The following is a 19,739-nucleotide window of genomic DNA, read 5'->3' as shown; positions in this document are numbered from 1 at the left end:
CTCAACCATCGGGAAACAGAGATAGCAAGGATGCTTACTATTTTGTGACCAGTGGCGTCAGCGGTAGTTGCGGTGCAGGTTTTCCCTTTGCGAGGGCCCGGGCGAGGCGTCCGCAATCCACGGCCCGGTGCCTTCCGACTGGTCCACCACGCCCACCTCCAGCCACGTGTAATCGCCGGCCAGGACCTTCCGCGCCAGCCGGTGGTCGCCGTCGTCCGTGTTCCGCCACAGCTGGTCGAAGTACTCATCCACGCGCACACGGGCCTGCTCGCAGTACGCCTCCGCGAGTTCGTAGGCACTGGCTGCCTTTTCCGGGGCGGTGTGAAGCAGCATCTCCGCGCGCGAGCAGCACGCCGTCATGGCGAACAGTTCCGCACCGATGTCCACCACCCTGCCCAGGAAAGCCTGCTTGCGTTCCAGCTTCGCCTGCCACCGGCCCATGCCGTAGAAGGTCTGCCGGGCCAGGCGCCGGGACGAGCGCTCCACGAACCGCAGGTGCTTGGCCAGCCGCCCGAACTCGCTGTACGAGCGCGGATCCATACCGGCGCCGGCCACCAGCTTGGGCAGCCACCGGGCATAAAAGCCGGAAGCGCCGACGGCGGCCCTCGCCTTGTCGGACAGGCTCGCGTCCAGGGACGCGAGGTCGCCGGCGGCGGCCAGGTGCGCATCCACCGCTTCCCGGGCGATAAGCAGGCGCATGATCTCAGAGGAACCCTCAAAAATCCTGTTGATCCGCAGGTCCCTCAGCTGCTGCTCGGCCGGTACCGCCCGCTCACCGCGCGCCGCCAGGGACTCAGCCGTCTCAAAACCACGGCCGCCGCGAATCTGGACCAGCTCGTCCGCTATCCGGCAGCTGATCTCCGTAGACCAGAGCTTCGCAAGGGCAGCCTCAATCCGCACGTCCTTCTGGCCGGCGTCGGCCAACTCGGCAGAAAGCTCAAAGACTGCGTCCAGCGCGAAGGCCGACGCGGCAATGAAAGCAATCTTCTTGCCCACGGCCTCGTGCTCACCCACAGGCCTGCCCCACTGCGTGCGGGCGTTGGACCACTCCCGTGCGATCTTGAGGCTCCAGCGGCCCGAGCCCACGCAGAGGCCCGGAATGGAGAGCCGGCCCGTATTCAGGGTGGTGAGGGCAATTTTCAGGCCCTGGCCCTCCCGCCCCAGCCTGTTGGCAGCCGGGACGCGCACCTGGTGGAACCGGGTGACGCCGTTCTCGATGCCCCGCAGGCCCATAAACGCATTGCGGTTTTCCACCGTGATGCCCGGTGAGTCCATCTCCACCACAAACGCGCTGATGCCGCCCTTGTGCTTGGTGCCGTCCGGGTCCGTGCGGGCGGGCACCATGGCCATCACCACCACCAGTTCCGCGATCACCCCGTTCGTGGTCCAGAGCTTGACGCCGTCCAAAAGGTAGGCCTCGCCATCGTCTGTCGGGGTTGCCGTGCTGCCCATGCGGGCAGGATCGCTTCCCACATCCGGTTCCGTAAGGAGGAACGCCGTGACCGCGCCGGCGGCGCAGCGCGGCAGGTACTCCCGCTTCTGCTCCGGTGTGCCAAAGACCTTGACCGGCTCGGGAACGCCAATGGACTGATGGGCGGAAAGAAGGGCGCCAAGGCTCGGGTGGACACTGCCCAACAGGGCCAAGGCCCTGCCGTAGTACACCAGCGACAGCCCCAGGCCGCCGTACTCCTCGGGAATCTTCATCCCGAAAACCCCAAGGTCTGCCAGCCCCCGAAGATATTCGTCAGGAATCCTGGCCTCGCGTTCAATGATCCGCCCGTCCATGGTCCGCACGTATTCCACCAGGCGAGCCATGAAGGCCTCGCCCCGTTGCACGTCCGCAGGGTCCGGGGAGGGCCAGGGGTGGACAAGGCTGAGGTCGAAACTGCCAAGGTAGAGACCTTTAGCGAAGCTCGGGCGATCCCAACCGGTTTCCCGTGCGGCCTCGGCAACCGCCCTGGCCTCGTCCGCGGTGACGCCGGCACCGATCTTGCCGGCCGGAACCGGGGTTTCCTCCGCCGGGGCTTCTGTTGCCGGGCTGGTGGTGGTTTTGGAGGGGCTGTCAGTGGCGGAGCTCATGGGGTATCTCCTTGGCCGGATAGCTTTCTTAGCCAGGTCCGCCGGGTTGGAGAACCCTTCAGCTGTCTCCCAATATTACCCGCGGGTAGGATCCCGTGCTAGGGGAAGGCTGCCCCTGAAAGTCGCCGCCGGCGTCCATCGCAGCAGCGCGCCCCACCAGCCGGTACCAGGCAGCGTTGATGCCGTGGACCACGGCGAGGAGTGACTTGGAAACCACGGTCCAGCCAAGCTTTCCCGCTCCCAAAAGCACCAGCGCCACCAGTCCTGCCGTAAGAACAAAGGCGGCCAGGATGAACGCGAACAGCAATGTGCCCACGAATACCAAGGTAGCGGTTTCCACTGAGCTTAAATCGAACTGCATAAGTCCCCCTGCTGCGACGTTGCTCTGGTTGAAATCAGTAGCACGAGCGTAGGGGCAGCAGCCTTGCCCAGCCAGAGCCGCGGCAGGCTTAACGGGTTCTTGATATGGGATCGAAACACTACGCCGAAGTAGGTCACGGAGCGGTCGCGGCCGGCTGCGTTAACCTTGTTGTTGGCAGTTTTCCGTTTGGAGCCCCTGCCCCAGCCCCCCAACAGACCAAGGAGAGTGTGTGCCCCGCTCCGCCAGGTCATCGGCTGATGCCATCAGCGCCCGGCTCCGGGACCTCGAACTTCTCACAAAAGGGCCCGCCTGGGCCCTGACCCGCTCCGCCCCCTGGGTGATTGCGGTTCTGCAGGCATCCTTCACCCGCACCCGGCCGCAGCTGCCGCTGGAGGAGTTCCACGCCGACGTCGACTCCTTCCTTGAGGAGCTCCGCCGGCGTGAGCCCGGGCTCGGAGGCGGTGCCAACGGGAAAGCCTTCGGCGACGAGTGGACCCGGCGCCAGTTCCTGACGCGGCGGAACCAATCGGGCCAGATCGTCTACGAAGTCACTGAGCCGGCGGCCCGTGTGCTCGCCTTCCTCGACAGCCTCTCCAGCGAAAGGTCCACGCTCAACGGATCGCGCCTTGGCACGCTGCTGGGCGACGTCGAGAAGCTCGCCAACGAAACGAACCCGGACCAGAGCGCCCGCCTGGAGTCCCTGGCGGACGAGATCGAGGAGCGCCGGCAGCTGATCCAGGACATCAGCTCCGGCGGGTTCGACGGCCTCCTGGATGACGACGAGGCGGTGGAAGCTGCCGGAAACATCCTGGACCTCGCCGCCAGCCTGCCTGCCGACTACAAGAAGATGCGTGACCGGATCGAGGAACTGGTGGGCGGGCTGCGCAACCAGATCATCGAGGAGTCGCTGACCAAGGGCGCCACGATGGCGCAGGTGCTGGAGGCCGACAAGCGGCTCCGCCAGAGCCCTGAAGGCAGGACTTTCCGTTCCTTCGCGGCGTTCCTGGAGGACCCGCAGCAGCAGCTGAGGTTCCGCACGGCGATCGGAGAAGTCCTCAGCCGGCAGTTCGCGGACGACCTGTCACCGGAGGACCGGGAAACCCTGAAGAACCTGGTGGCGGAACTCCGCCAGCAGCACAGCCAGATCCAGCGGATTTACGGCAAGCTCAGCGAAAGCCTCAACACTTACGTCCAGAGCGACGATTTCCGCCAGTCCGTCCGGCTCCGGAAGGTCCTGCGGGAAGCCGAACAGGCCATCCGATCCCTTCCGTACGAGCGGGAACGCCCCGGGCTGGTCCCCGGGCCCGTCCTCTTCAACGCGGGGTTCGAGTCGCTGTCCATGGTGAAACTCTTCGACCCGGACGAGTTCGCGGCGCCGCCCAAACTTGCCGACCCCATCGCCTTCAGCGACTCCGACCGCGTGCGCTCGCCGAGGACCGGAAAGGCAAAGCCGGAGGTCATCAGGTCCGCCATGGCCGGCGCGTCCACCCTTTCCGAGGCCTGGCAGCAGCTGCCGCCCGAGGAACAGCACATCAACACCATCCGGGCGCTCCTCTCGCACGCCCTGCACGCCGGGGCAGGCTTCGACAAGGACGGACTCGAGGCCCTGGACTTCGAACAGATAGACGGCACCACGCGCAGGGCCTACCTGCCGCTGGTCACGCTTCCAAAGGATTGACGATGACTGAAGAGACAACGACGACGGCGGCATCGGGCGGGGAGCGGTCACTCACCGGAGTAACCCCCCGCGACACCTTTATCGACGGCGCTGCACTCTTCCCCGGCGATACCGGGGTGCTCTCCATGAAAGTGCGGCAGGCGCTGGTGAAGCTGCTCAAAGGCCCCTACGTGGACGGGGGCCGGGACGAGAAGCTCTGGACCGTCCTGCTGGACAACCAGATCATCCTGCGCAGCCGCCTGTCCGAGCTGTTCCTGACGATGCAACTGGACCACGACCGGAAAATCGCCGTCCTGCGCCCAGTGGACCCGGACGCGATCGGAGGCAGCACCCGCTCCAGTGTCCTCCGACAGCAGCGTGCGCTCAGCCGGGTTGAGACCATCGTGCTTTTGAGGATGCGTTTGCTGCTCGACCGCCATGTCACGGCGCAGACAGATCCCACCGTCACCCGCGAGGAAATCGCCGACCTGGTGACGCACTACCAGCCCGCCGGCCAGCAGGACGCGCTGCGGGATTCGGACGTGGTCAACAGGGCCATCACGAAACTGCTGGCCCGCCAACTCCTCCTGCCCACCGGCCTGGACGACATCTACACCATTTCAAACGCCCTGCCCCTTGCCCTCCCCTTCGATAACATCGGCGATATTCCGTCCCAAATAGAAGCACTGGCGGCTGCCACCACGGACGCCGCGGGCACCGAGGCCCTGATTGAGCTCGATCCGGATCCAGTGGCCGGGGCCACCGAAACTGAAGCGGAGGCAGCGGAGTGAGCATCGCAACCATGCTGCCGATGGGCGAGCTGACCAACCCCGGCCAAATGCGCCTGGCCCTGGTGCAGGTAGTCAACTGGGGCACCTTCCACGGGGCGCACACCATGCACGTGGACCGCAACGGCACGCTGCTCACAGGAAACTCGGGCGTCGGCAAGTCGACGTTGTTCGACGCCATGCTGCGGGTCTTCGACGCCAGGCCGAGGTCCAATGAAGCCGCTGCCCAGCGGGCGGGCGGTGCCGTTGAGGACAAGCGGACCACCTTCACCTACATGCGCGGCAAAGTGGGCGACAAGGCGGTGGGGGAGGGTTCAGCCAGTGCCTTCCAGCGCCCCGGTGCCACGTGGTCCGCCGTCGCGCTGACGTTTGATAACGCCGCGGGCACCCGCGTGACCGTTTCGGCGCTCTTCGACCTGCCGAAGAACGGCACGGAGTCGAGCGTGGGCCGGTTCTACCTTCTGGACCACCAGCCGCTGGACCTTGAAGCGCTCGAGGGCATCGCGGACAAGCGGTTCACGAAGGCTGCCCTTGAGACGATCTTTCCTGAGGCGCAGGTCTTCGACGTCCACAAGACTTTCGCGGAACGGTTCCGCCGGCTGCTCGGCATCAGCTCGGACCAGGCCCTTCCCCTCTTGCGCGTCATCCAGGCGGGCAAGGGGCTTGGCGGCAGCGTCAATACCTTCTTCCGCGACCAGGTCCTGGACGCCCCGGCCACGCTCGCCGCAGCGGACGACGTCGTCGAGGAGTTCAGTAACCTGATGTCCATCCGGCAGCGGCTGGAGGACGTCCGGCAGCAGCGCGACCAGTTGGCCCCGGTTCCCGGGCTGAACAAGGAGTATGCCCAGGCACTCCTGGACGCGAACCGGCTGAGGGACCTCGCAGGCGGGGAATTCGAATCCTACAAGCAGCAGCTGGCGGTCACGGTCCACCAGAAGATGCTGGCCCGCTTCAAGGAGCTCGCGCAGGCGAAAGCCAAGGAGCTTGGGGCCGAGCGCACGGTACGGGACGGGCTGGCCAAAGAGTTGCGCCAGCTCGAGACCGAGTACAACAACCAGGGCGGCAACGCCATTTCCGCCATCGAGCAGTCCCTGGAAAACGCCCGGGTAGGTTTGAGGCTCCGCCAGCAGGTGGAGGAGGCGGCACGCCAGGCGCTGACCGACGCCGGCCTCGAGCTTGAGTGGACAGCGAAAGGGTGGGAGCAGGCGCACGAACAGGCCGCCGCCCGGTCTGCCGAGCTCAAGGATGATTCCGAGGCCCTGCAGGAACTCCGCTTTGAGGCCTTCGACGCCCATGCAGCGAAGAAGCGTGAGCTGGCCACAGCTGAGCAGGAGCTCGTGTCGCTGAAGACGCGCAAGTCGCTGCTGCCGCCGGCGAGCATTGAAAACCGGGCAGCGATCGCCGCCTCCACCGGCGTTCCGGAGGACCGGATGCCCTTCGCCGGCGAACTGATGGACCTTGCTGAGGGGGAGGAGAAGTGGCGGCCTGCGGCCGAACGCGCGCTCCGGAGCCTCGCAACCACCCTGCTGGTATCCGGCGATCATTTCGCGGCGGTGACCCGGTACCTTAACGAGCACAACATACGCGGCGCGCTGCGGGCGGTGGACGTTTCCAAGCCGCTCCCGGGCGGCGCGCTGGCGTTGGAGGACGTGCACGACGGCGACCTGCTCACCAAGCTGGACATCCTCGCCTCGGGCGTCGCCTCCGAAGCCGGGGCGTGGGTCCGCGAGCGCATAGCACTGGACTTCGCCTACCCCTGCGTGGAGGACCCGGATGAGCTGGCACGGCTGGACCGGGGCCTCAGCCTGGGTGGCGTGGTAAAGCGCAACCGGCACACTGTGGAAAAGGACGACCGGTTCACCAGCCGGCAGGATTACGTCCTCGGTTTCGATAACGCCGCCAAATTGGAACTCGTTGCCGGCCAGGTGGCGGACCTGCGGCAGGAGGTGGCCGAAGCGGCGGAGTTGGCACAGGCCCGTGAGGATTCGCACCAGGGCATGAGCCGACAGCTCGACGCCCTCCGCCGCATCGCCGAAGACGAGCGTTCCTGGGAACAGGTCTCGGCGGCAGTTGCGGCCGAGGAGCTGGCTCGAATCGAGCAGCGGTTGGAGGATGCCCTGGCCGCGCAGGCAGACCTGGAGCCCCTCCGCGCAACCATTGACGAGGCACGGCTAAAGCACCAGCACAGCACCGAGGCCGCTGCTGTGCTGCAGAGCGAGTACAAGGCCTTGGACCGGCAACTCACAGCTGCCGATTCCCTGCTGGAGGCCGCACGCGGGCGCCTTGCCCAGGAGCCGCCGTCGAAAGCGACCATTACTGCACTGGAACCGTACTTCGCCGACTTCGGCGAAGTGACGGAGATGCATGAGCTGGACAACCTCGCCAACCGGGTACGGACTGCACTGCTGGGTGAACTGCACACGGCGGAGTCCCGGGGCCAAACCACGGCCGAGCGCCTGACGAGGATCTTCGAGGGCTTCGTGCGCGACTGGGGGAGCGCCATCTCCGCCGACCACGGCACCACCATCGGGGCTGCCGGTGAGTTTGCGACCCGGTACCACGCCATCGTCAGCGACGGCCTTCCTGCCCAGGAGGCGGAATTCCGGCAGTTCTTCAACCAGCGCACACATGAGTCCTTCAGTACTCTGCTGCACCTGCTCGATGAGGAGCGCCGCTCCATCACCAGCCGCATCCTTCCGCTGAACGGGATACTCTCGCAGGTGAACTTCCACGAGGGCAGCTTCCTGGAACTGGACATCAAACAGACCCTGCCCCCCACCGCGAAGCAGTTCAAGGACGCCATCCAAAACGCTTTGAAGGCCCGGCACACCCGGCCGGCCCGTGCAGACTCGTCCAAGGCGGAAGTGGCCGGCAGCGAGAGGGACGACGACGCCGAGCTCACCGCCCGCTATAAGTCCCTGGAAACCCTGGTCAAGCGGCTGGGCTCGCAGGCGCCGGAGGACAGGCGGTGGCGTGCCGAAGTGCTGGACGTGCGCGGGCACCTGTTCATCCAGTGCAAGGAGCACCGGGAAGTTGCCGGGTCAGCCTCAGGAAAAAAGGCTGGAGCCCAAAGGACCGAGGTCTTTATGCACGCGGACACGGGATCCATGTCCGGCGGCGAGCGGCAGCGCTTCACCGCGTTCATCATGGCCGCAGCATTGAGCTACCAGTTGGGCATCGCGGAGCAGGGCTTCACCACCTACGGCACGGTGATGATGGACGAGGCCTTTGTGCTGGCTTCCGAGGAATTTGCGGGGGCCGGAATCAAGGCGCTGCACGAATTTGGGTTCCAGCTCCTGCTCGCCGCCCCCGAAAACGTCATTGACCTGTCCCGGCATCTCGGCTCGGTCACCGAGATACTCCGGGACAAACGCACCAACCGGTCAGGGGTGCTGACGGCTCCGGTCATCCGGCCGCGGCCCGGTGACGAAGGTGCCTGGCGGTCGGAGGCTAACCCGGTGGATATCGTCCTGCGCTGATCTGAGACCGAAAATAACAAATTGATGGATTTATTCTTCGGGCCCTAGTGGGCGCTATTTCTGCTGTGCCACTCTGGGCATACCAACTCACCCCGCCTGAGTAGATCCCATAGGTACTGCGGCTTGCTGGGTCCGCATTGTTCCCCAAGAGAATGATGGCGTCCTCTTGAAAGGCACCCCCATGCGTCCAACACAACGCGCGATATTCCTCCTGACCGCACTGACCGCAGGGGTGTTGTCCCTTGCAGGTTGTGCTGCCGGCGCCCCGGCCGGCAGCAGCGGTTCCACCGGGCCCGCCACCCAGGCGGCCACGCAGAGCGTGGGCGCGCCCACAGAGTCCCCGGCCCCGACGCCCACGCCGAGCCCGGATCCATCCATTGCTCCCGCCGCCACTTCCTCCCCCGTACCTCAGGGGCCGGAAACCTTCACGTTCGCAGACAACCGCCTCTCGTTCGCTTACCCCGCAGGCTGGCGCGTGAAGCACGAGCAGGTGTCCACGTCCCCCGCCGTGGAGACGGCAACCGTCTACGATGCCGCCGGCGCCGAGCAGATCAACATCTACTACGGCCAGGTTGGTGACGCCACGGCCGGCCACGTCTCCAGGAACGTCATTGAGACGGATCCGGTACGGGGACTGATCGGTGCTTCTGTTCCTACACCCCATTCGTCGTTCTATGTCGACCGCACCGACGGCACCGCCAATTATCGAATGGGGCTTACCCCGGGGCTGCCCGTCTCACCCGACGGGAAGGTGCAATACGGGCTCGTTCGGCTCGGCGACCGTATTTTGTCTGCGGACGTGCTGTTTACTGAACCACGGTTTGAAGGGGATGAGGCAGCGCAGGACTGGTATTGGAGCGATGAGGGCCGTGAACTGAAGTCCGTGCTTATGAGCTTCTCCTACCGCTGACCGTAATTAAGGAAGCCCTCCGGCTGGGGGAGGGCTTCCTTCTGCCCACGGGCTGAACCAGCCCAGGCTACTTGGCCTGCACGCGGCCCATAAACTGTGCGGTCCGGTCCCACAGGCCTTCGATTTGGCGGAGGACGACGGCGGCCGGGTCCGGGTTGATCTCGTTGGCCGGCGGTTCTTTGCGGACGTTGCCGCAGCACAAAAAGTCGGCGCAAATGAGCGTGCCCACGGTGTTGCCATTACGGCCCGCCTGGCCTGCGCGCCGTGCCACCCACAGAAGGACGTCCTCTTTGGAAAATACGTCGCGGCACAGCTCGCAGAGTACCGAGCGGTTTTTTCGGGCCCCGCCTTCCGGAGCCCGGAGCATAACGCCGGTAAGGCCCTTCGGTCCGGGCACGACGAGGTAACCCCGCAGCGGCATCTTTTCGTCCCGCCATCCCAGGAAGTCCAGGCTGTCCCAGTCAAGGGAGTCCCAGTTCTTGGGGAGGTTAAGCTTCGCGGCCTCGGAACGGCTGGCATTGACGAAAGATGATCTGATTTGTTGGGGCGTGACTGATTGCATGGCTAGCTTTCGTTAGAGATGAGTGGTGGTCCGAACGCGGGCGAGGAATAGTGGGGCTAGTCATTCCCCGCGGAGCAGGCCGGAGCGGCCGCCCCGCTTTCTATGGCAGCGGGGGCTGTATCAGCCATGCGCATGCTCACTTATCCTCGTGTCCCATCTCATTAGCTGCTGAACGTCAACGTCCTGCCAGCAGTGACATCCTGCCAAAGCCGGCGGCGCCTGTCCAAGGCGCGCCGTAGGCGCAAAGGCAGCAGCGCGGGAACGGGATGTGCCCTTGGTCACCCTGGGGAATAAGCCACAGAAACGTTGCGTAATACGATTGAGGGTAGGTTAGCCTTACTTAAGTTCGCATAATTCACTTAAGGAGTTCCGTGACTTCCCTCCTCTCCCCAGTCCTCAGTGCCACGCGCCGCACGCTGTTCAAATCAGCCGGCAAGGCGACGGCGGTTCTGGCCGCTGCGGCGCTGACCCTCTCCGCCTGCTCCACGGGCCCCGCGTCCTCCAACACGGACGCCAGCGCTTCAGGTTCCACCAGCTCGCAGTTCCCTGTGACCATCGAGCACGTTTACGGCAAGACCACCATCGAAAAGCGCCCCACCCGCGTTGCTACCGTTTCCTGGGTCAACGACGATGTCGCCATTGCCCTCGGCGTTGTCCCGGTGGGCGTCCCCAAGGTCGAGTGGGGCGGCAACGACCAGGGCTCCACGCCCTGGAAGGACGCAGCCCTCGAAGAACTCGGCGCCGGCTCCGGCTCCGGTAAGGCCCCCGTGCAGTACTCCGAGGCGGACGGCATCAACTTCACCGAGATCGCCAAGCTCACCCCGGACGTCATCCTCGCGGCATACTCGGGCCTCATTGAAGAGGACTACAAGAAGCTCACCGAGATTGCTCCCGTTGTTGCCCACCCGGAACTGGCCTACGGCACCCCGTGGCAGGAGTCCACGTCCATTATCGGCAAGGCCCTGGGCAAGGACGCCGAAGCCACAAAGCTGATTTCGGACACCGAGGCCACCATCAAGGAAAAGGTCGCAAAGTACCCGCAGATCCAGGGCAAGAGCTTTATCTACGGCAACCTTGAGCCTGCCTCCGCTGACGGCCTCAACATGTACACCGCGAACGACAACCGTCCCCGCTTCCTCTCCGGAATCGGCATGAAGCTGGCCCCGGTGGTGGAGGAGAACTCCAAGGGTTCAAAGGAATTCTTCATTCCCTGGTCAGCCGAGAAGGCCAACGAGCTCGAATCGGACATCTTCGTTTCCTGGGTGCCAGATGCAGCCACCACTGATTCCATTAAGGCCGATCCCCTCCTGGGACAGATCCCTGCCGTCAAGAACGGCGCCCTTGTAGCCGACTCGGACAACACCCTGACGCTGTCCATCTCGGCCGCCTCTCCGCTGAGTTTGCCGTGGTCACTGAACAAGTTCCTGCCGCAGCTGGCCGCGGCAGCGGACGCAGTGAAGTAGCACCTGCTCCATGACGCACAGTACGACGACGGCGGCCTCCCGGGAACGGAACGCCGGCACCACAGTGCCGGCGAAAGGACCAGGCGGTCCCTCCCGTGGCCTCGCCTCCGGGGGGAGGCGGGCCGCCTGGCTGCTGGCCGCCGTCGTTGTGCTTGCACTCCTGGCCGGGGCCTCCCTGGCCATCGGCGCCCGGGGCCTTTCCCTCAACGTCGTTTGGGAGGCCCTGACGCAGTTCGATCCCGCGAACGGTGACCACGCCGTGGTCCACGCCCGTATTCCGCGCACTGTCCTTGGACTGCTCGCCGGCGGTGCCCTCGGCCTGGCGGGCGCAGCCATGCAGGGTGTGGCGCGCAACCCGTTGGCTGATCCCGGCATCCTGGGCGTCAACGCCGGCGCCGCGCTGGCCGTGGTCACCGGCATCTATGTCTTCGGTATCGCCACGTTCTCCGGCTATGTCTGGTTCGCTTTTGTGGGGGCAGCAGTTGCCGCCGTCGTGGTGTACCTCATCGCCTCCCTGGGCCGGGACGGCGCTACGCCCGTGAAGCTCGCTCTGGCCGGTGCCGCGCTCAACGCGGGCCTGTACTCCCTGATGAATGTCATCCTGGTTTCCAGCCAGGACACTCTTGACCGGTTCCGCTTTTGGCAGGTGGGCGGGATTGCCGGGCGTGACTGGTCCGTGGTGCTGTCCGGTCTTCCATTCCTGGCCGCCGGCGCCCTTATCGTCTTGTTGACCGGCCGCATCCTCAACGGCCTGGCACTGGGGGATGACATCGCCCGCGGTCTCGGCCAGCGCGTGGGACTGGTCCGCGGCATCACCGCGCTCGGCATCGTGCTGCTGTGCGGTTCGGCCACGTCCCTGGCCGGCCCCATTGGCTTTGTTGGCCTGGTCATTCCCCATGCTGTCCGTTTCCTCACTGGGCCTGACTACCGCTGGATTTTGCCGTTCTCGCTGGTCCTCGCGCCGGTCCTGCTCCTCGGCGCCGACATCATCGGCCGTGTGGTACTCCTTCCCGGGGAAGTTCCGGCCGGCATTATGACCGCCCTCGTCGGTGCCCCCGTCTTCGTTTGGCTGATCCGCCGGGGCAAAGGGGCCGGACTGTGACGCTCGCCCACGAGAGGAAAGCTGCGGAAACTCCGGTTCCGCTGTCAGCTATCGCTGTCCAAACGGGACCTGAAGGACCAAAACTCACAGGGCAACGCCTCAGCATGGCCCGGGTGAACCGGACCGCCCTTCTGGCCGCCGCCGTCGTGATCCTGTTCGCCGTTTCCGTCCTGCTGGGCAGCTACACCGTCACCATCCCCGACTTTTTAAAGATCCTCCTTGCGCACCTGACCGGCGGCGAGAAGATTCCAGGCGCCGGCTTCATCGTGATGGAGAACAAGCTGCCGCGGGCGGTTATTGGCACCATGATCGGACTGGCGTTCGGCCTGGCAGGCGCCCTGTTCCAGACCATGCTGCGCAACCCGCTGGCCAGTCCCGACGTCATCGGCATCAGCTACGGCGCCAGTGCTGCCGCCGTTGTGGCCATCGTGGTCTTTGGCGCCTCCGGCGCGGCCGTCTCCGGTGCTGCACTTTTCGGCGCCCTGGGCGTGGCCGCCATCATCTATGCCATCTCCAGTGGGGCCATGCGCGGAACCAGCCGCGGCGATGCCGCCGGCAACCGGCTCATCCTGGCAGGCGTAGGAATCGCGGCGGCGCTGCACGCGGTGGTTAACTTCCTGATGACCCGGGCGGACATCCGCACCGCCGCTGATGCCCTGGTCTGGCTCAACGGGTCCCTGAACTCCGCCAGCTGGGACCGGGCAGGCGTCCTTGCCCTCGCCCTTGCGGTCCTGATCCCCGCCGTGATGGCCATCGCCGGCCCCCTGCGCATCCTCGAACTCGGCCCCGACGCTGCCGCCGGGCTGGGCATCCGGGTAGGCGCCACCCGCCTGGCACTGGTGATCACCGCGGTGTCGCTGGCAGCAGTCGCGACGGCGGCAGCCGGCCCGGTCTCATTCGTCGCTTTCCTCGCCGGCCCCATCGCCCGTCGCTTCACCGGCAAGGCAAGTCTCCCGGCGTCGGCTCTTGTTGGTGCCGTTATTGTCCTTGCAGCCGACTATGTGGCCGCCAACCTTGCACCCCTGCTGCTGGACGGTACGGTCCTGCCGGTGGGCGTGATCACCGGCGCGCTGGGTGCCCCCTTCCTGCTGTGGCTCCTGGTCACGGCCAACCGAAAGGATGCCTGACATGGCAGTTTTAAAGGCTGAGGACCTGACGCTGAAATACGATCAGCGCTGCGTGGTGGACGGGCTTACCGCCGAGATTCCCGAGGGCAAAGTGACCATGATCGTCGGTGCCAATGCCTGCGGGAAATCCACCCTCCTCCGCGGACTGTCCCGGCTCCTTAAGCCCGCGGCCGGCACGGTGACCCTGGACGGCAAGGACATCCACCAGCGCCCCGCACGGGAACTGGCGCGCACCCTTGGCCTGCTCCCGCAGCACCCCACCGCCCCTGACGGCATCGTTGTCCGCGACCTTGTGGGCCGCGGCCGCTACCCCCACCAGGGCTTCTTCCGCAGCTGGAGGGAGGGGGACTTGTCCCCACATGATCTCGCCGTGCAGCGCGCGCTGGAAGCCACCGGGACGATGGCCCTCGCCGAGAGGAACGTGGACGAACTCTCCGGCGGGCAGCGGCAGCGGGTCTGGATCGCCATGGCACTTGCCCAGGAAACCGACGTCCTGCTACTGGATGAGCCCACCACTTACCTTGACCTTGCCCACCAGGTGGAAGTCCTGGACCTGGTGACCGACCTGAACCGCCAGCGCGGAACCACCGTGGCCATCGTCCTGCACGACCTGAACCTCGCTGCCCGCTACGCGGACAACGTGATTGCCATGAAGGGCGGCGCCGTGGTGGCAGTAGGGGCGCCCCAAAAGGTGGTGACGGAAGGCCTGGTCCGCAGCGTCTTCGGGCTGGAATCGCGCGTCATTCCGGATCCCGTCTCCGGAACCCCCCTGATCATTCCCATCGGCCGGCACCACGTCCCCGCCAACGAACTGGAGCTCGTTTCATGAAGACCCGCGACCTGCCCGCCGCCTCCACCGAGCCGATGACCCTGGCTTTTGAGGTCACCGTTTCCTCAGTGCAGGAACTCAGCCCCAACTTCCGCAGGATTACCTTCGGCGGATACTCGCTGCGGGACTTCGGCGTCAACGGCGATACCCTCGACCTCAGGATCAAACTCATGATCCCGTCCCTGGCCGCCGACGGGACGCCGCTGCCTTTGCCCGTCTTTGAAATGAGCCATGCCGGCTGGTACCGCGAATGGCTTGCCATGGACCCGGCGGTGCGCGGCTCCATGCGCACCTACACCGTCCGCCAGGCCCGCCTGGACACCGTGTATCCCGAGATCGATGTCGACTTCGTCATGCACTTCGACAGCCACGGCAACGGCGGACCTGCCGCCAACTGGGCCCTGAACGCCAAGCCCGGAGGTGCCCTTACCCTCATCGGCCCCAACAACCGGGCCGCCCAATGCGCTACTGCCGAAGCTTATGGCGGTGTCGAGTGGCGGCCCGGCCTTGCGCAGCGCGTCCTGCTCGCCGGCGATGAAACAGCCATCCCCGCCATCTCCGCCATCCTGGAAAGCCTGCCCGAATACATGACCGGCCACGCCTTCCTCGAAGTCCCCGAAGCGGGTGACTTCCTTGAACTCTCCTCGCCCGCCGACATCGAAATCACCTGGCTGGCGCGCGGCGCCGCGATTGGCCGGTCCCGGCCGCACGGCGAACTGCTTCAGCACGCCGTCCGCAAGGCAGTCCCGGTGCCCGGCTGGGTGGGAATCAAAGCAGCCGACAGCGGTGCCGGACCTGAGCCCGAAGACGTCAATGTGGACGTCGACATCCTCTGGGAAACACCCCAGCGGATGGAGACGGCCGAAATCCAGGCCACTAAAAACCCCGGCATGCCCGCAGGCGCCATGCCCTTCTACGCCTGGATCGCCGGCGAAGCAGCCGTCATCAAGGACATGCGGCGGTACCTTGTCCGGGACGTCGGCATTGACCGGAAGCAGGTTGCTTTCATGGGGTACTGGCGTCAGGGCAAAGCCGAGGGGTAAGCCTCTCTCGTCGCTGGGTGCGCGGTGCTGGCTGCGCCGGCGCCGCGGCGGGAGGCCCACCCTCTGCGTGCTCGCTCGTTCCTCGCTTAGACGCACGCTGCCGGATGTCCCTCCCGCCGCTTCAAAACTTCCCTGCGACCTCCTGACGTTCGCTCACCTTTGCCCGTAAACCTAAACGCTCGCTCAGCTCTTGCGGTCAAAACCCAAACGCTCTTTCAGATAACGCTGGTTTTTTCTGCACGCTCGCTCAGCTTCTGCGGTTAAACCAACACGCTCTGGCACTTACTGTTCATCCCGGCGTCGTACTCGCTTTTCTTTGGGTGATTACTTTGAGCAGGTGATGCCTGATCCTTTGCTTCCTGCGTCCGGGCGGCGGGTGTTTGTGGCTTTGGGGGATTCTTTCACCGAGGGGGTCGGGGACCGGGACGAGCGGTTGCCCAACGGCGTGCGGGGCTGGGCCGACCGGGTAGCGGAAAAGCTCGCCCAGGCACAGCCAGGATGGCGGTACGCAAACCTGGCAATCAGGAGCAAACGGCTCCGGCACGTCATCGGCGAGCAACTGGAACCGGCGCTGGGCATGCGGCCCGCCCTGGTCACCCTCTACGCCGGCGGCAACGACATCTTGGACCTGAAGACGGACATGGGCGCGCTCATGGCCGAATATGAAAACCTCGTGGCGCAGCTCGCGGAAACGGGTGCCACGCTGGTGCTCTTCACCGGCTTCGATGTGAAAGTCTCGGCACTGTTGGAGCCATTAAAGAAGCGCAACAACTTCTACAACGAGCAGGTCCGGGCAATTGCAGCCAAGTACGGCGCGGTGCTGGTGGACTACTGGTGCCTGGACGCTTTCCACGACCGCCGGATGTGGGATTCGGACCGCCTCCACATGTCCAAGGCCGGACACAAGTACCTCGCAGGACAAGTACTGGACCAGCTGGGCGTGCCGCACAAGATCCGGCTCAAGGACTGGGAACCGCCGGAAAAGCTAAGCCTGCGGGAATGGGAACAAAGCCAGCGCCGCTGGGTCCACGACTGGGTCCTGCCGCTGTTCGGCCGGAAACTCCGCGGGGTCACACTAGGTGACCAGCTCACCGCGCGCTGGCCGGAACCGGTAAAAGTGCCGCGAAAAGGCGGCTTGAAAAGGGTAGCGTCAACGGCCCCCGGAGCCGGCGCGGGGGCCTAGCTGTCCAGCAGGTTCTCAAAACCCGCGGCAACCCTCGCAGCGTGGAACTCGACCACCTCGAAGTCGGCAACACCATTCGAGTAGAACGGGTCCTGCGCCAAGGCGGCGTCGAGGGTGGCGCGGTCAGTTCGCGAGAGCAACATACCGCCCGTCCGGGGAACCTTGCGCCCGGCAGCGATGAACACCCCGTCGTCAAAGGCCTTCTTCAGCCATGCGATATGTGCGTCGTTATGGAAGTCCACAATGTCCTGGGGAACCCGGTAGCTCAATGAGACAACATACATGCCCCCAGCCTACGGGGGCATTGCTGCTACTTGAAGGATCAACCGCCCCCTTCTCGTAGAATGGGCAGATGACCGAACCTCGCTGGCTGTCCGCCGACGAACGCCGTGCCTGGCTTGCCCTGGTGAGCATCAACACGCTCCTGCCGGCGGCCCTCGACACCAAGCTTCATGCCGCGGGGAAGCTGTCCCTCTTCGACTACACAGTCCTTGCCATGTTGTCGGAGGCGGAGGGCCGGTTCCTGCCTATGAGCGAGCTGGCTGCCCGAAGCAGCGCATCGTTGTCGCGGCTTTCGCATGTGGTGACCAAGCTTCAGAAGCGGGGGTGGGTGGAACGCCGTCCGCATCCGCACGATGCCCGCGTTACCACGGCACACCTCACGGAAGAAGGCATGGCTACCATCGTGGGCCTGGCACCCGGCCATGTTGAAACTGTCCGGGACCTGTTCCTGGACGCCCTGACCGAGCAGGACGTGCTGGACCTGGCACGGATCGGTGAAAAGGTGGTGGGCCGGCTGGACTCCGACCACTGGATCCTTAGGGAAAGCTAGGCACCAAACCGGTTGGTTGCTCCCAGCAACTGCTGGCAAACTGGCCAGATGGAATTTACTACCCGGTTCGTGGCCCTTGGCGACTCTTTCACCGAAGGGGTAGGCGACGACGATTCCGCCCGCCCCAATGGAGTTCGCGGTTGGGCTGACCGTGTGGCGGAGCAGCTTGGCGCCGCCGACCCCGGCTTCGGCTACGCCAACCTCGCCATCCGCGGAAGGAAACTCCGCCAGATCCTTGCCGAACAGGTGGACGCCGCCGTCGAACTCAAACCCACCCTGGTAAGCATTTACGCGGGCGCCAACGATATCCTCCGCCCGAGGATCGACATTGACGAGCTCCTGGTGGAGTACGACGGCGCCATCGCCAAACTGCGCGCCACCGGCGCCATTGTGGTCATGTTCACCGGCTTCGACTCCAGGGGATCGAAGGTCTTCAGCACCACCCGAGGTCGCACGGCCATTTACAACGAACTGGTGCGCGGCATCGCCGGAGACCATGGAGCGTTGCTGGTGGACTACTGGCGCTTCAGCGAGTACTACGACTGGGGCATGTGGGCCCAGGACAGGATGCACATGTCCGCCGCGGGGCATGCCAACATGGCCAAACGCGTGCTGGACGTCCTGGAGCACGACCACTCCCTTGAGGTTCCCCCCATGACACCTGTGCCGGAGCTCAGCCGGGTGGAGGCACTCCGCGCAAATGCCCGCTGGGTGCGGGAGTTCGCCGCCCCATGGGTTGTCCGCCGGGTCACCGGAAAGTCATCCGGTGACAACCTGCAGCCGAGGTACCCCCAGCTCACCAGGCTCTAGCGGCCGGGCCTCCTTATACACCCTTTAGGGCCTGATTGGTCTTTAATTGCACGAACTCGTAGACTTGGTAGGCGCTAAGTGCGCGGAGCGTGCGCAATTGCTCCGGCAGCCCGGTAATTTTTCCAGGGCGGCCGGTAGTTAGGGGCTCAAGTTGCGTGACTAACCGTTGCCCTTCTTCAATTTTGGGTCGCCCTTAGCAGCATGGTCCAGCAGCAGATATGCGGATCATTACTTTCAATTCTTGAGGAGAAGTCATGGCAGCACACTGCCAAGTGACCGGAGCCGAGCCGGGCTTTGGGCACAGCATTTCGCACTCGCACCGCCGCAACAAGCGTCGGTTCGATCCGAACATTCAGAAGAAGCGCTACTGGGTTCCGTCCCTGCGCCGTAATGTCACGCTGCAGGTTTCTGCAAAGGGCATCAAGACCATCGACGTACGCGGCATCGACGTTGTCGTCGCCGACATTCTCGCTCGTGGGGTGAAGCTCTAGTGGCTAAGGACAAGGACGTACGTCCGATCATCAAGCTCAAGTCGACCGCGGGCACGGGTTACACCTACGTAACCCGCAAGAACCGTCGTAACGATCCGGACCGTATGGTCCTGAAGAAGTACGACCCCAAGATCCGCCAGCACGTCGAATTCCGAGAGGAGCGCTAAACATGGCTAAGAAGTCCAAGATTGCTCGCAACGAGCAGCGCAAGGTCATCGTTGAGCGTTACGCTGCGAAGCGCCTCGAGCTGAAGAAGACCCTGGTTGACGAAAACGCAACCGACGAAGCACGCGAAGCAGCCCGCCTGGGCCTGCAGAAGCTGCCCCGCAACGCGTCCCCGATCCGTGTCCGCAACCGCGACATCATCGACGGCCGCCCCCGCGGTACCTTCCAGAAGTTCGGCATCTCCCGTGTCCGCCTGCGCGACATGGCCCACAGGGGCGAACTTCCGGGCATCACCAAGTCCTCCTGGTAATTCAGCCACGCTGATACCAGCTGCTTGAGAAAGGGCCGGCAACCTCACGGTTGCCGGCCCTTTCTGCGTTAAAGCTTGTTGACCGTACCCGCCGGATCCATCATCTGGGTGTGGTGCAGCACAGCAGGGAAAGTCCGACGGCGTGCTGCCGGTATGGGCGGTCATGCCCGCTTCAGCCGCACAATGGTACGGAACAGGCCCCTCTGAAGGGGGATTTGCGGAGCGGCCGAAGGGGGTGTATTGTTTTCTAAGTCGCCGCGAGGGAGACAGCGAAGAGCTGGATGCCCCGGGCGGCCAAAAACCCCCAAAATCAATACCAATTCTGGTAGGGCTTTCGAGCGCTCCCTGAAGAGGTGGGGACGAACCTCCCACCGATGAAAATCCTGAAACACGGATTTGATTCGGCGCCGGGGTTCGGGTAAGTTTGAAAAGTTGCTCCGGAGCGATCCACGGCGTGTTGTTGTGGTGGTGGTGCCGGGTGTGTCTGTTGTTTGAGAACTCAATAGTGTGCCAAGTTTGTTGATACCGATTGTTTTTTGATTGGTTGA

The 19,739-nt window shown here is 64.7% G+C and carries 19 protein-coding genes; 15 read left to right on the top strand and 4 right to left on the bottom strand.

Features of this window, described 5'->3' with window-relative positions; genetic code table 11:
• Window positions 1-57: 57 nt before the first annotated feature.
• Both AC5RTE_RS15730 and AC5RTE_RS15725 read right to left on the bottom strand, forming a co-directional pair.
• Entirely contained in the window at window positions 58-2,079 is a 2,022-nt protein-coding gene (locus AC5RTE_RS15730) for an acyl-CoA dehydrogenase family protein (protein ID WP_494042309.1), read from the bottom strand.
• A gap of 58 nt (window positions 2,080-2,137) precedes the next feature.
• Window positions 2,138-2,395, bottom strand: coding sequence for a hypothetical protein (locus AC5RTE_RS15725; RefSeq protein WP_494042308.1), 258 nt, complete (start codon window positions 2,393-2,395; stop codon window positions 2,138-2,140).
• 274 nt (window positions 2,396-2,669) lie between these two features.
• Here AC5RTE_RS15725 and AC5RTE_RS15720 point away from each other — a divergent pair, with 274 nt between their 5' ends.
• The 4 genes from AC5RTE_RS15720 to AC5RTE_RS15705 all read left to right on the top strand — a co-directional run bounded on the left by AC5RTE_RS15720 (window position 2,670) and on the right by AC5RTE_RS15705 (window position 9,274).
• Complete coding sequence (locus AC5RTE_RS15720; RefSeq protein ID WP_494042307.1) at window positions 2,670-4,118, top strand: DUF3375 family protein; 1,449 nt, start codon at window positions 2,670-2,672, stop codon at window positions 4,116-4,118.
• Between the two features lie 2 nt (window positions 4,119-4,120).
• A complete protein-coding gene (locus AC5RTE_RS15715) occupies window positions 4,121-4,888 on the top strand; it encodes a DUF4194 domain-containing protein (protein ID WP_494042306.1) in 768 nt (255 codons plus the stop codon).
• Window positions 4,885-8,364, top strand: coding sequence for an ATP-binding protein (locus AC5RTE_RS15710; RefSeq protein ID WP_494042305.1), 3,480 nt, complete (start codon window positions 4,885-4,887; stop codon window positions 8,362-8,364). Before AC5RTE_RS15715 ends, AC5RTE_RS15710 begins: the two co-directional genes overlap by 4 nt.
• Before the next feature lie 181 nt (window positions 8,365-8,545).
• Window positions 8,546-9,274, top strand: a complete 729-nt coding sequence (locus tag AC5RTE_RS15705; RefSeq protein WP_494042304.1) for a hypothetical protein — start codon at window positions 8,546-8,548, stop codon at window positions 9,272-9,274.
• Between the two features lie 67 nt (window positions 9,275-9,341).
• Here the strand turns inward: AC5RTE_RS15705 and AC5RTE_RS15700 are convergent, their stop codons facing one another.
• Window positions 9,342-9,836 (bottom strand): FBP domain-containing protein, encoded by a 495-nt coding sequence (locus AC5RTE_RS15700; protein WP_494042303.1) that lies wholly within the window; start codon window positions 9,834-9,836, stop codon window positions 9,342-9,344.
• A 371-nt stretch (window positions 9,837-10,207) separates the two neighbouring features.
• Between AC5RTE_RS15700 and AC5RTE_RS15695 the strand changes: the two genes are divergently transcribed.
• The 6 genes from AC5RTE_RS15695 to AC5RTE_RS15670 all read left to right on the top strand — a co-directional run bounded on the left by AC5RTE_RS15695 (window position 10,208) and on the right by AC5RTE_RS15670 (window position 16,583).
• On the top strand, window positions 10,208-11,299 hold the full coding sequence (locus AC5RTE_RS15695; RefSeq protein WP_494042302.1) for an ABC transporter substrate-binding protein: 1,092 nt from the start codon (window positions 10,208-10,210) through the stop codon (window positions 11,297-11,299).
• A 10-nt stretch (window positions 11,300-11,309) separates the two neighbouring features.
• Window positions 11,310-12,401, top strand: coding sequence for a FecCD family ABC transporter permease (locus tag AC5RTE_RS15690; protein WP_494042301.1), 1,092 nt, complete (start codon window positions 11,310-11,312; stop codon window positions 12,399-12,401).
• Between the two features lie 104 nt (window positions 12,402-12,505).
• Window positions 12,506-13,528 carry a FecCD family ABC transporter permease gene (locus AC5RTE_RS15685; protein WP_494042400.1) on the top strand — a complete coding sequence of 341 codons (1,023 nt, stop codon included), beginning with the start codon at window positions 12,506-12,508 and terminating at the stop codon, window positions 13,526-13,528.
• 1 nt (window position 13,529) lies between these two features.
• Window positions 13,530-14,357, top strand: a complete 828-nt coding sequence (locus tag AC5RTE_RS15680; protein WP_494042300.1) for an ABC transporter ATP-binding protein — start codon at window positions 13,530-13,532, stop codon at window positions 14,355-14,357.
• Window positions 14,354-15,400: a siderophore-interacting protein gene (locus tag AC5RTE_RS15675; protein ID WP_494042299.1), complete on the top strand. Its 1,047-nt coding sequence runs from the start codon at window positions 14,354-14,356 to the stop codon at window positions 15,398-15,400. The genes AC5RTE_RS15680 and AC5RTE_RS15675 overlap by 4 nt, the downstream gene beginning before the upstream one ends.
• Before the next feature lie 340 nt (window positions 15,401-15,740).
• Window positions 15,741-16,583: an SGNH/GDSL hydrolase family protein gene (locus AC5RTE_RS15670; RefSeq protein ID WP_494042298.1), complete on the top strand. Its 843-nt coding sequence runs from the start codon at window positions 15,741-15,743 to the stop codon at window positions 16,581-16,583.
• Here AC5RTE_RS15670 and AC5RTE_RS15665 read toward each other — a convergent pair.
• Window positions 16,580-16,867: a YciI family protein gene (locus tag AC5RTE_RS15665; protein ID WP_494042297.1), complete on the bottom strand. Its 288-nt coding sequence runs from the start codon at window positions 16,865-16,867 to the stop codon at window positions 16,580-16,582. The two genes, AC5RTE_RS15670 and AC5RTE_RS15665, sit on opposite strands and share 4 nt — an antisense overlap.
• Window positions 16,868-16,935: 68 nt before the next feature.
• On the opposite strand from AC5RTE_RS15665, the gene AC5RTE_RS15660 reads away from it, so the two are divergent.
• The 5 genes from AC5RTE_RS15660 (at window position 16,936) to rpsN (ending at window position 19,191) form a co-directional block, all read left to right on the top strand.
• Window positions 16,936-17,415, top strand: coding sequence for a MarR family winged helix-turn-helix transcriptional regulator (locus AC5RTE_RS15660; RefSeq protein WP_494042296.1), 480 nt, complete (start codon window positions 16,936-16,938; stop codon window positions 17,413-17,415).
• A 48-nt stretch (window positions 17,416-17,463) separates the two neighbouring features.
• A complete protein-coding gene (locus tag AC5RTE_RS15655; protein WP_494042295.1) occupies window positions 17,464-18,225 on the top strand; it encodes an SGNH/GDSL hydrolase family protein in 762 nt (253 codons plus the stop codon).
• A 254-nt stretch (window positions 18,226-18,479) separates the two neighbouring features.
• Entirely contained in the window at window positions 18,480-18,716 is a 237-nt protein-coding gene (gene rpmB / locus AC5RTE_RS15650) for a 50S ribosomal protein L28 (RefSeq protein ID WP_003798559.1), read from the top strand.
• Window positions 18,716-18,883, top strand: a complete 168-nt coding sequence (gene rpmG, locus AC5RTE_RS15645) for a 50S ribosomal protein L33 (protein WP_013602737.1) — start codon at window positions 18,716-18,718, stop codon at window positions 18,881-18,883. Before rpmB ends, rpmG begins: the two co-directional genes overlap by 1 nt.
• A gap of 2 nt (window positions 18,884-18,885) precedes the next feature.
• A complete protein-coding gene (gene rpsN / locus AC5RTE_RS15640) occupies window positions 18,886-19,191 on the top strand; it encodes a 30S ribosomal protein S14 (RefSeq protein WP_494042294.1) in 306 nt (101 codons plus the stop codon).
• Window positions 19,192-19,739: the final 548 nt, after the last annotated feature.

This window comes from Arthrobacter sp. K41 (assembly GCF_059089645.1).
Note: the sequence above shows the minus strand (reverse complement) of the source record. Positions and strands in the feature narration are given on the sequence as shown.

Bases quoted from the DNA above. Each gene is read 5' to 3' on its own strand.
- AC5RTE_RS15730 (WP_494042309.1), bottom strand. From the start codon at position 2,079: ATGAGCTCCGCCACTGACAGCCCCTCCAAAACCACCACCAGCCCGGCA.
- AC5RTE_RS15715 (WP_494042306.1), top strand. From the start codon at position 4,121: ATGACTGAAGAGACAACGACGACGGCGGCATCGGGCGGGGAGCGGTCA.
- AC5RTE_RS15705 (WP_494042304.1), top strand. From the start codon at position 8,546: ATGCGTCCAACACAACGCGCGATATTCCTCCTGACCGCACTGACCGCA.
- AC5RTE_RS15700 (WP_494042303.1), bottom strand. From the start codon at position 9,836: ATGCAATCAGTCACGCCCCAACAAATCAGATCATCTTTCGTCAATGCC.
- AC5RTE_RS15690 (WP_494042301.1), top strand. From the start codon at position 11,310: ATGACGCACAGTACGACGACGGCGGCCTCCCGGGAACGGAACGCCGGC.
- AC5RTE_RS15685 (WP_494042400.1), top strand. From the start codon at position 12,506: ATGGCCCGGGTGAACCGGACCGCCCTTCTGGCCGCCGCCGTCGTGATC.
- AC5RTE_RS15680 (WP_494042300.1), top strand. From the start codon at position 13,530: ATGGCAGTTTTAAAGGCTGAGGACCTGACGCTGAAATACGATCAGCGC.
- AC5RTE_RS15675 (WP_494042299.1), top strand. From the start codon at position 14,354: ATGAAGACCCGCGACCTGCCCGCCGCCTCCACCGAGCCGATGACCCTG.
- AC5RTE_RS15670 (WP_494042298.1), top strand. From the start codon at position 15,741: ATGCCTGATCCTTTGCTTCCTGCGTCCGGGCGGCGGGTGTTTGTGGCT.
- AC5RTE_RS15665 (WP_494042297.1), bottom strand. From the start codon at position 16,867: ATGTATGTTGTCTCATTGAGCTACCGGGTTCCCCAGGACATTGTGGAC.
- AC5RTE_RS15660 (WP_494042296.1), top strand. From the start codon at position 16,936: ATGACCGAACCTCGCTGGCTGTCCGCCGACGAACGCCGTGCCTGGCTT.
- AC5RTE_RS15655 (WP_494042295.1), top strand. From the start codon at position 17,464: ATGGAATTTACTACCCGGTTCGTGGCCCTTGGCGACTCTTTCACCGAA.
- rpmB (WP_003798559.1), top strand. From the start codon at position 18,480: ATGGCAGCACACTGCCAAGTGACCGGAGCCGAGCCGGGCTTTGGGCAC.
- rpsN (WP_494042294.1), top strand. From the start codon at position 18,886: ATGGCTAAGAAGTCCAAGATTGCTCGCAACGAGCAGCGCAAGGTCATC.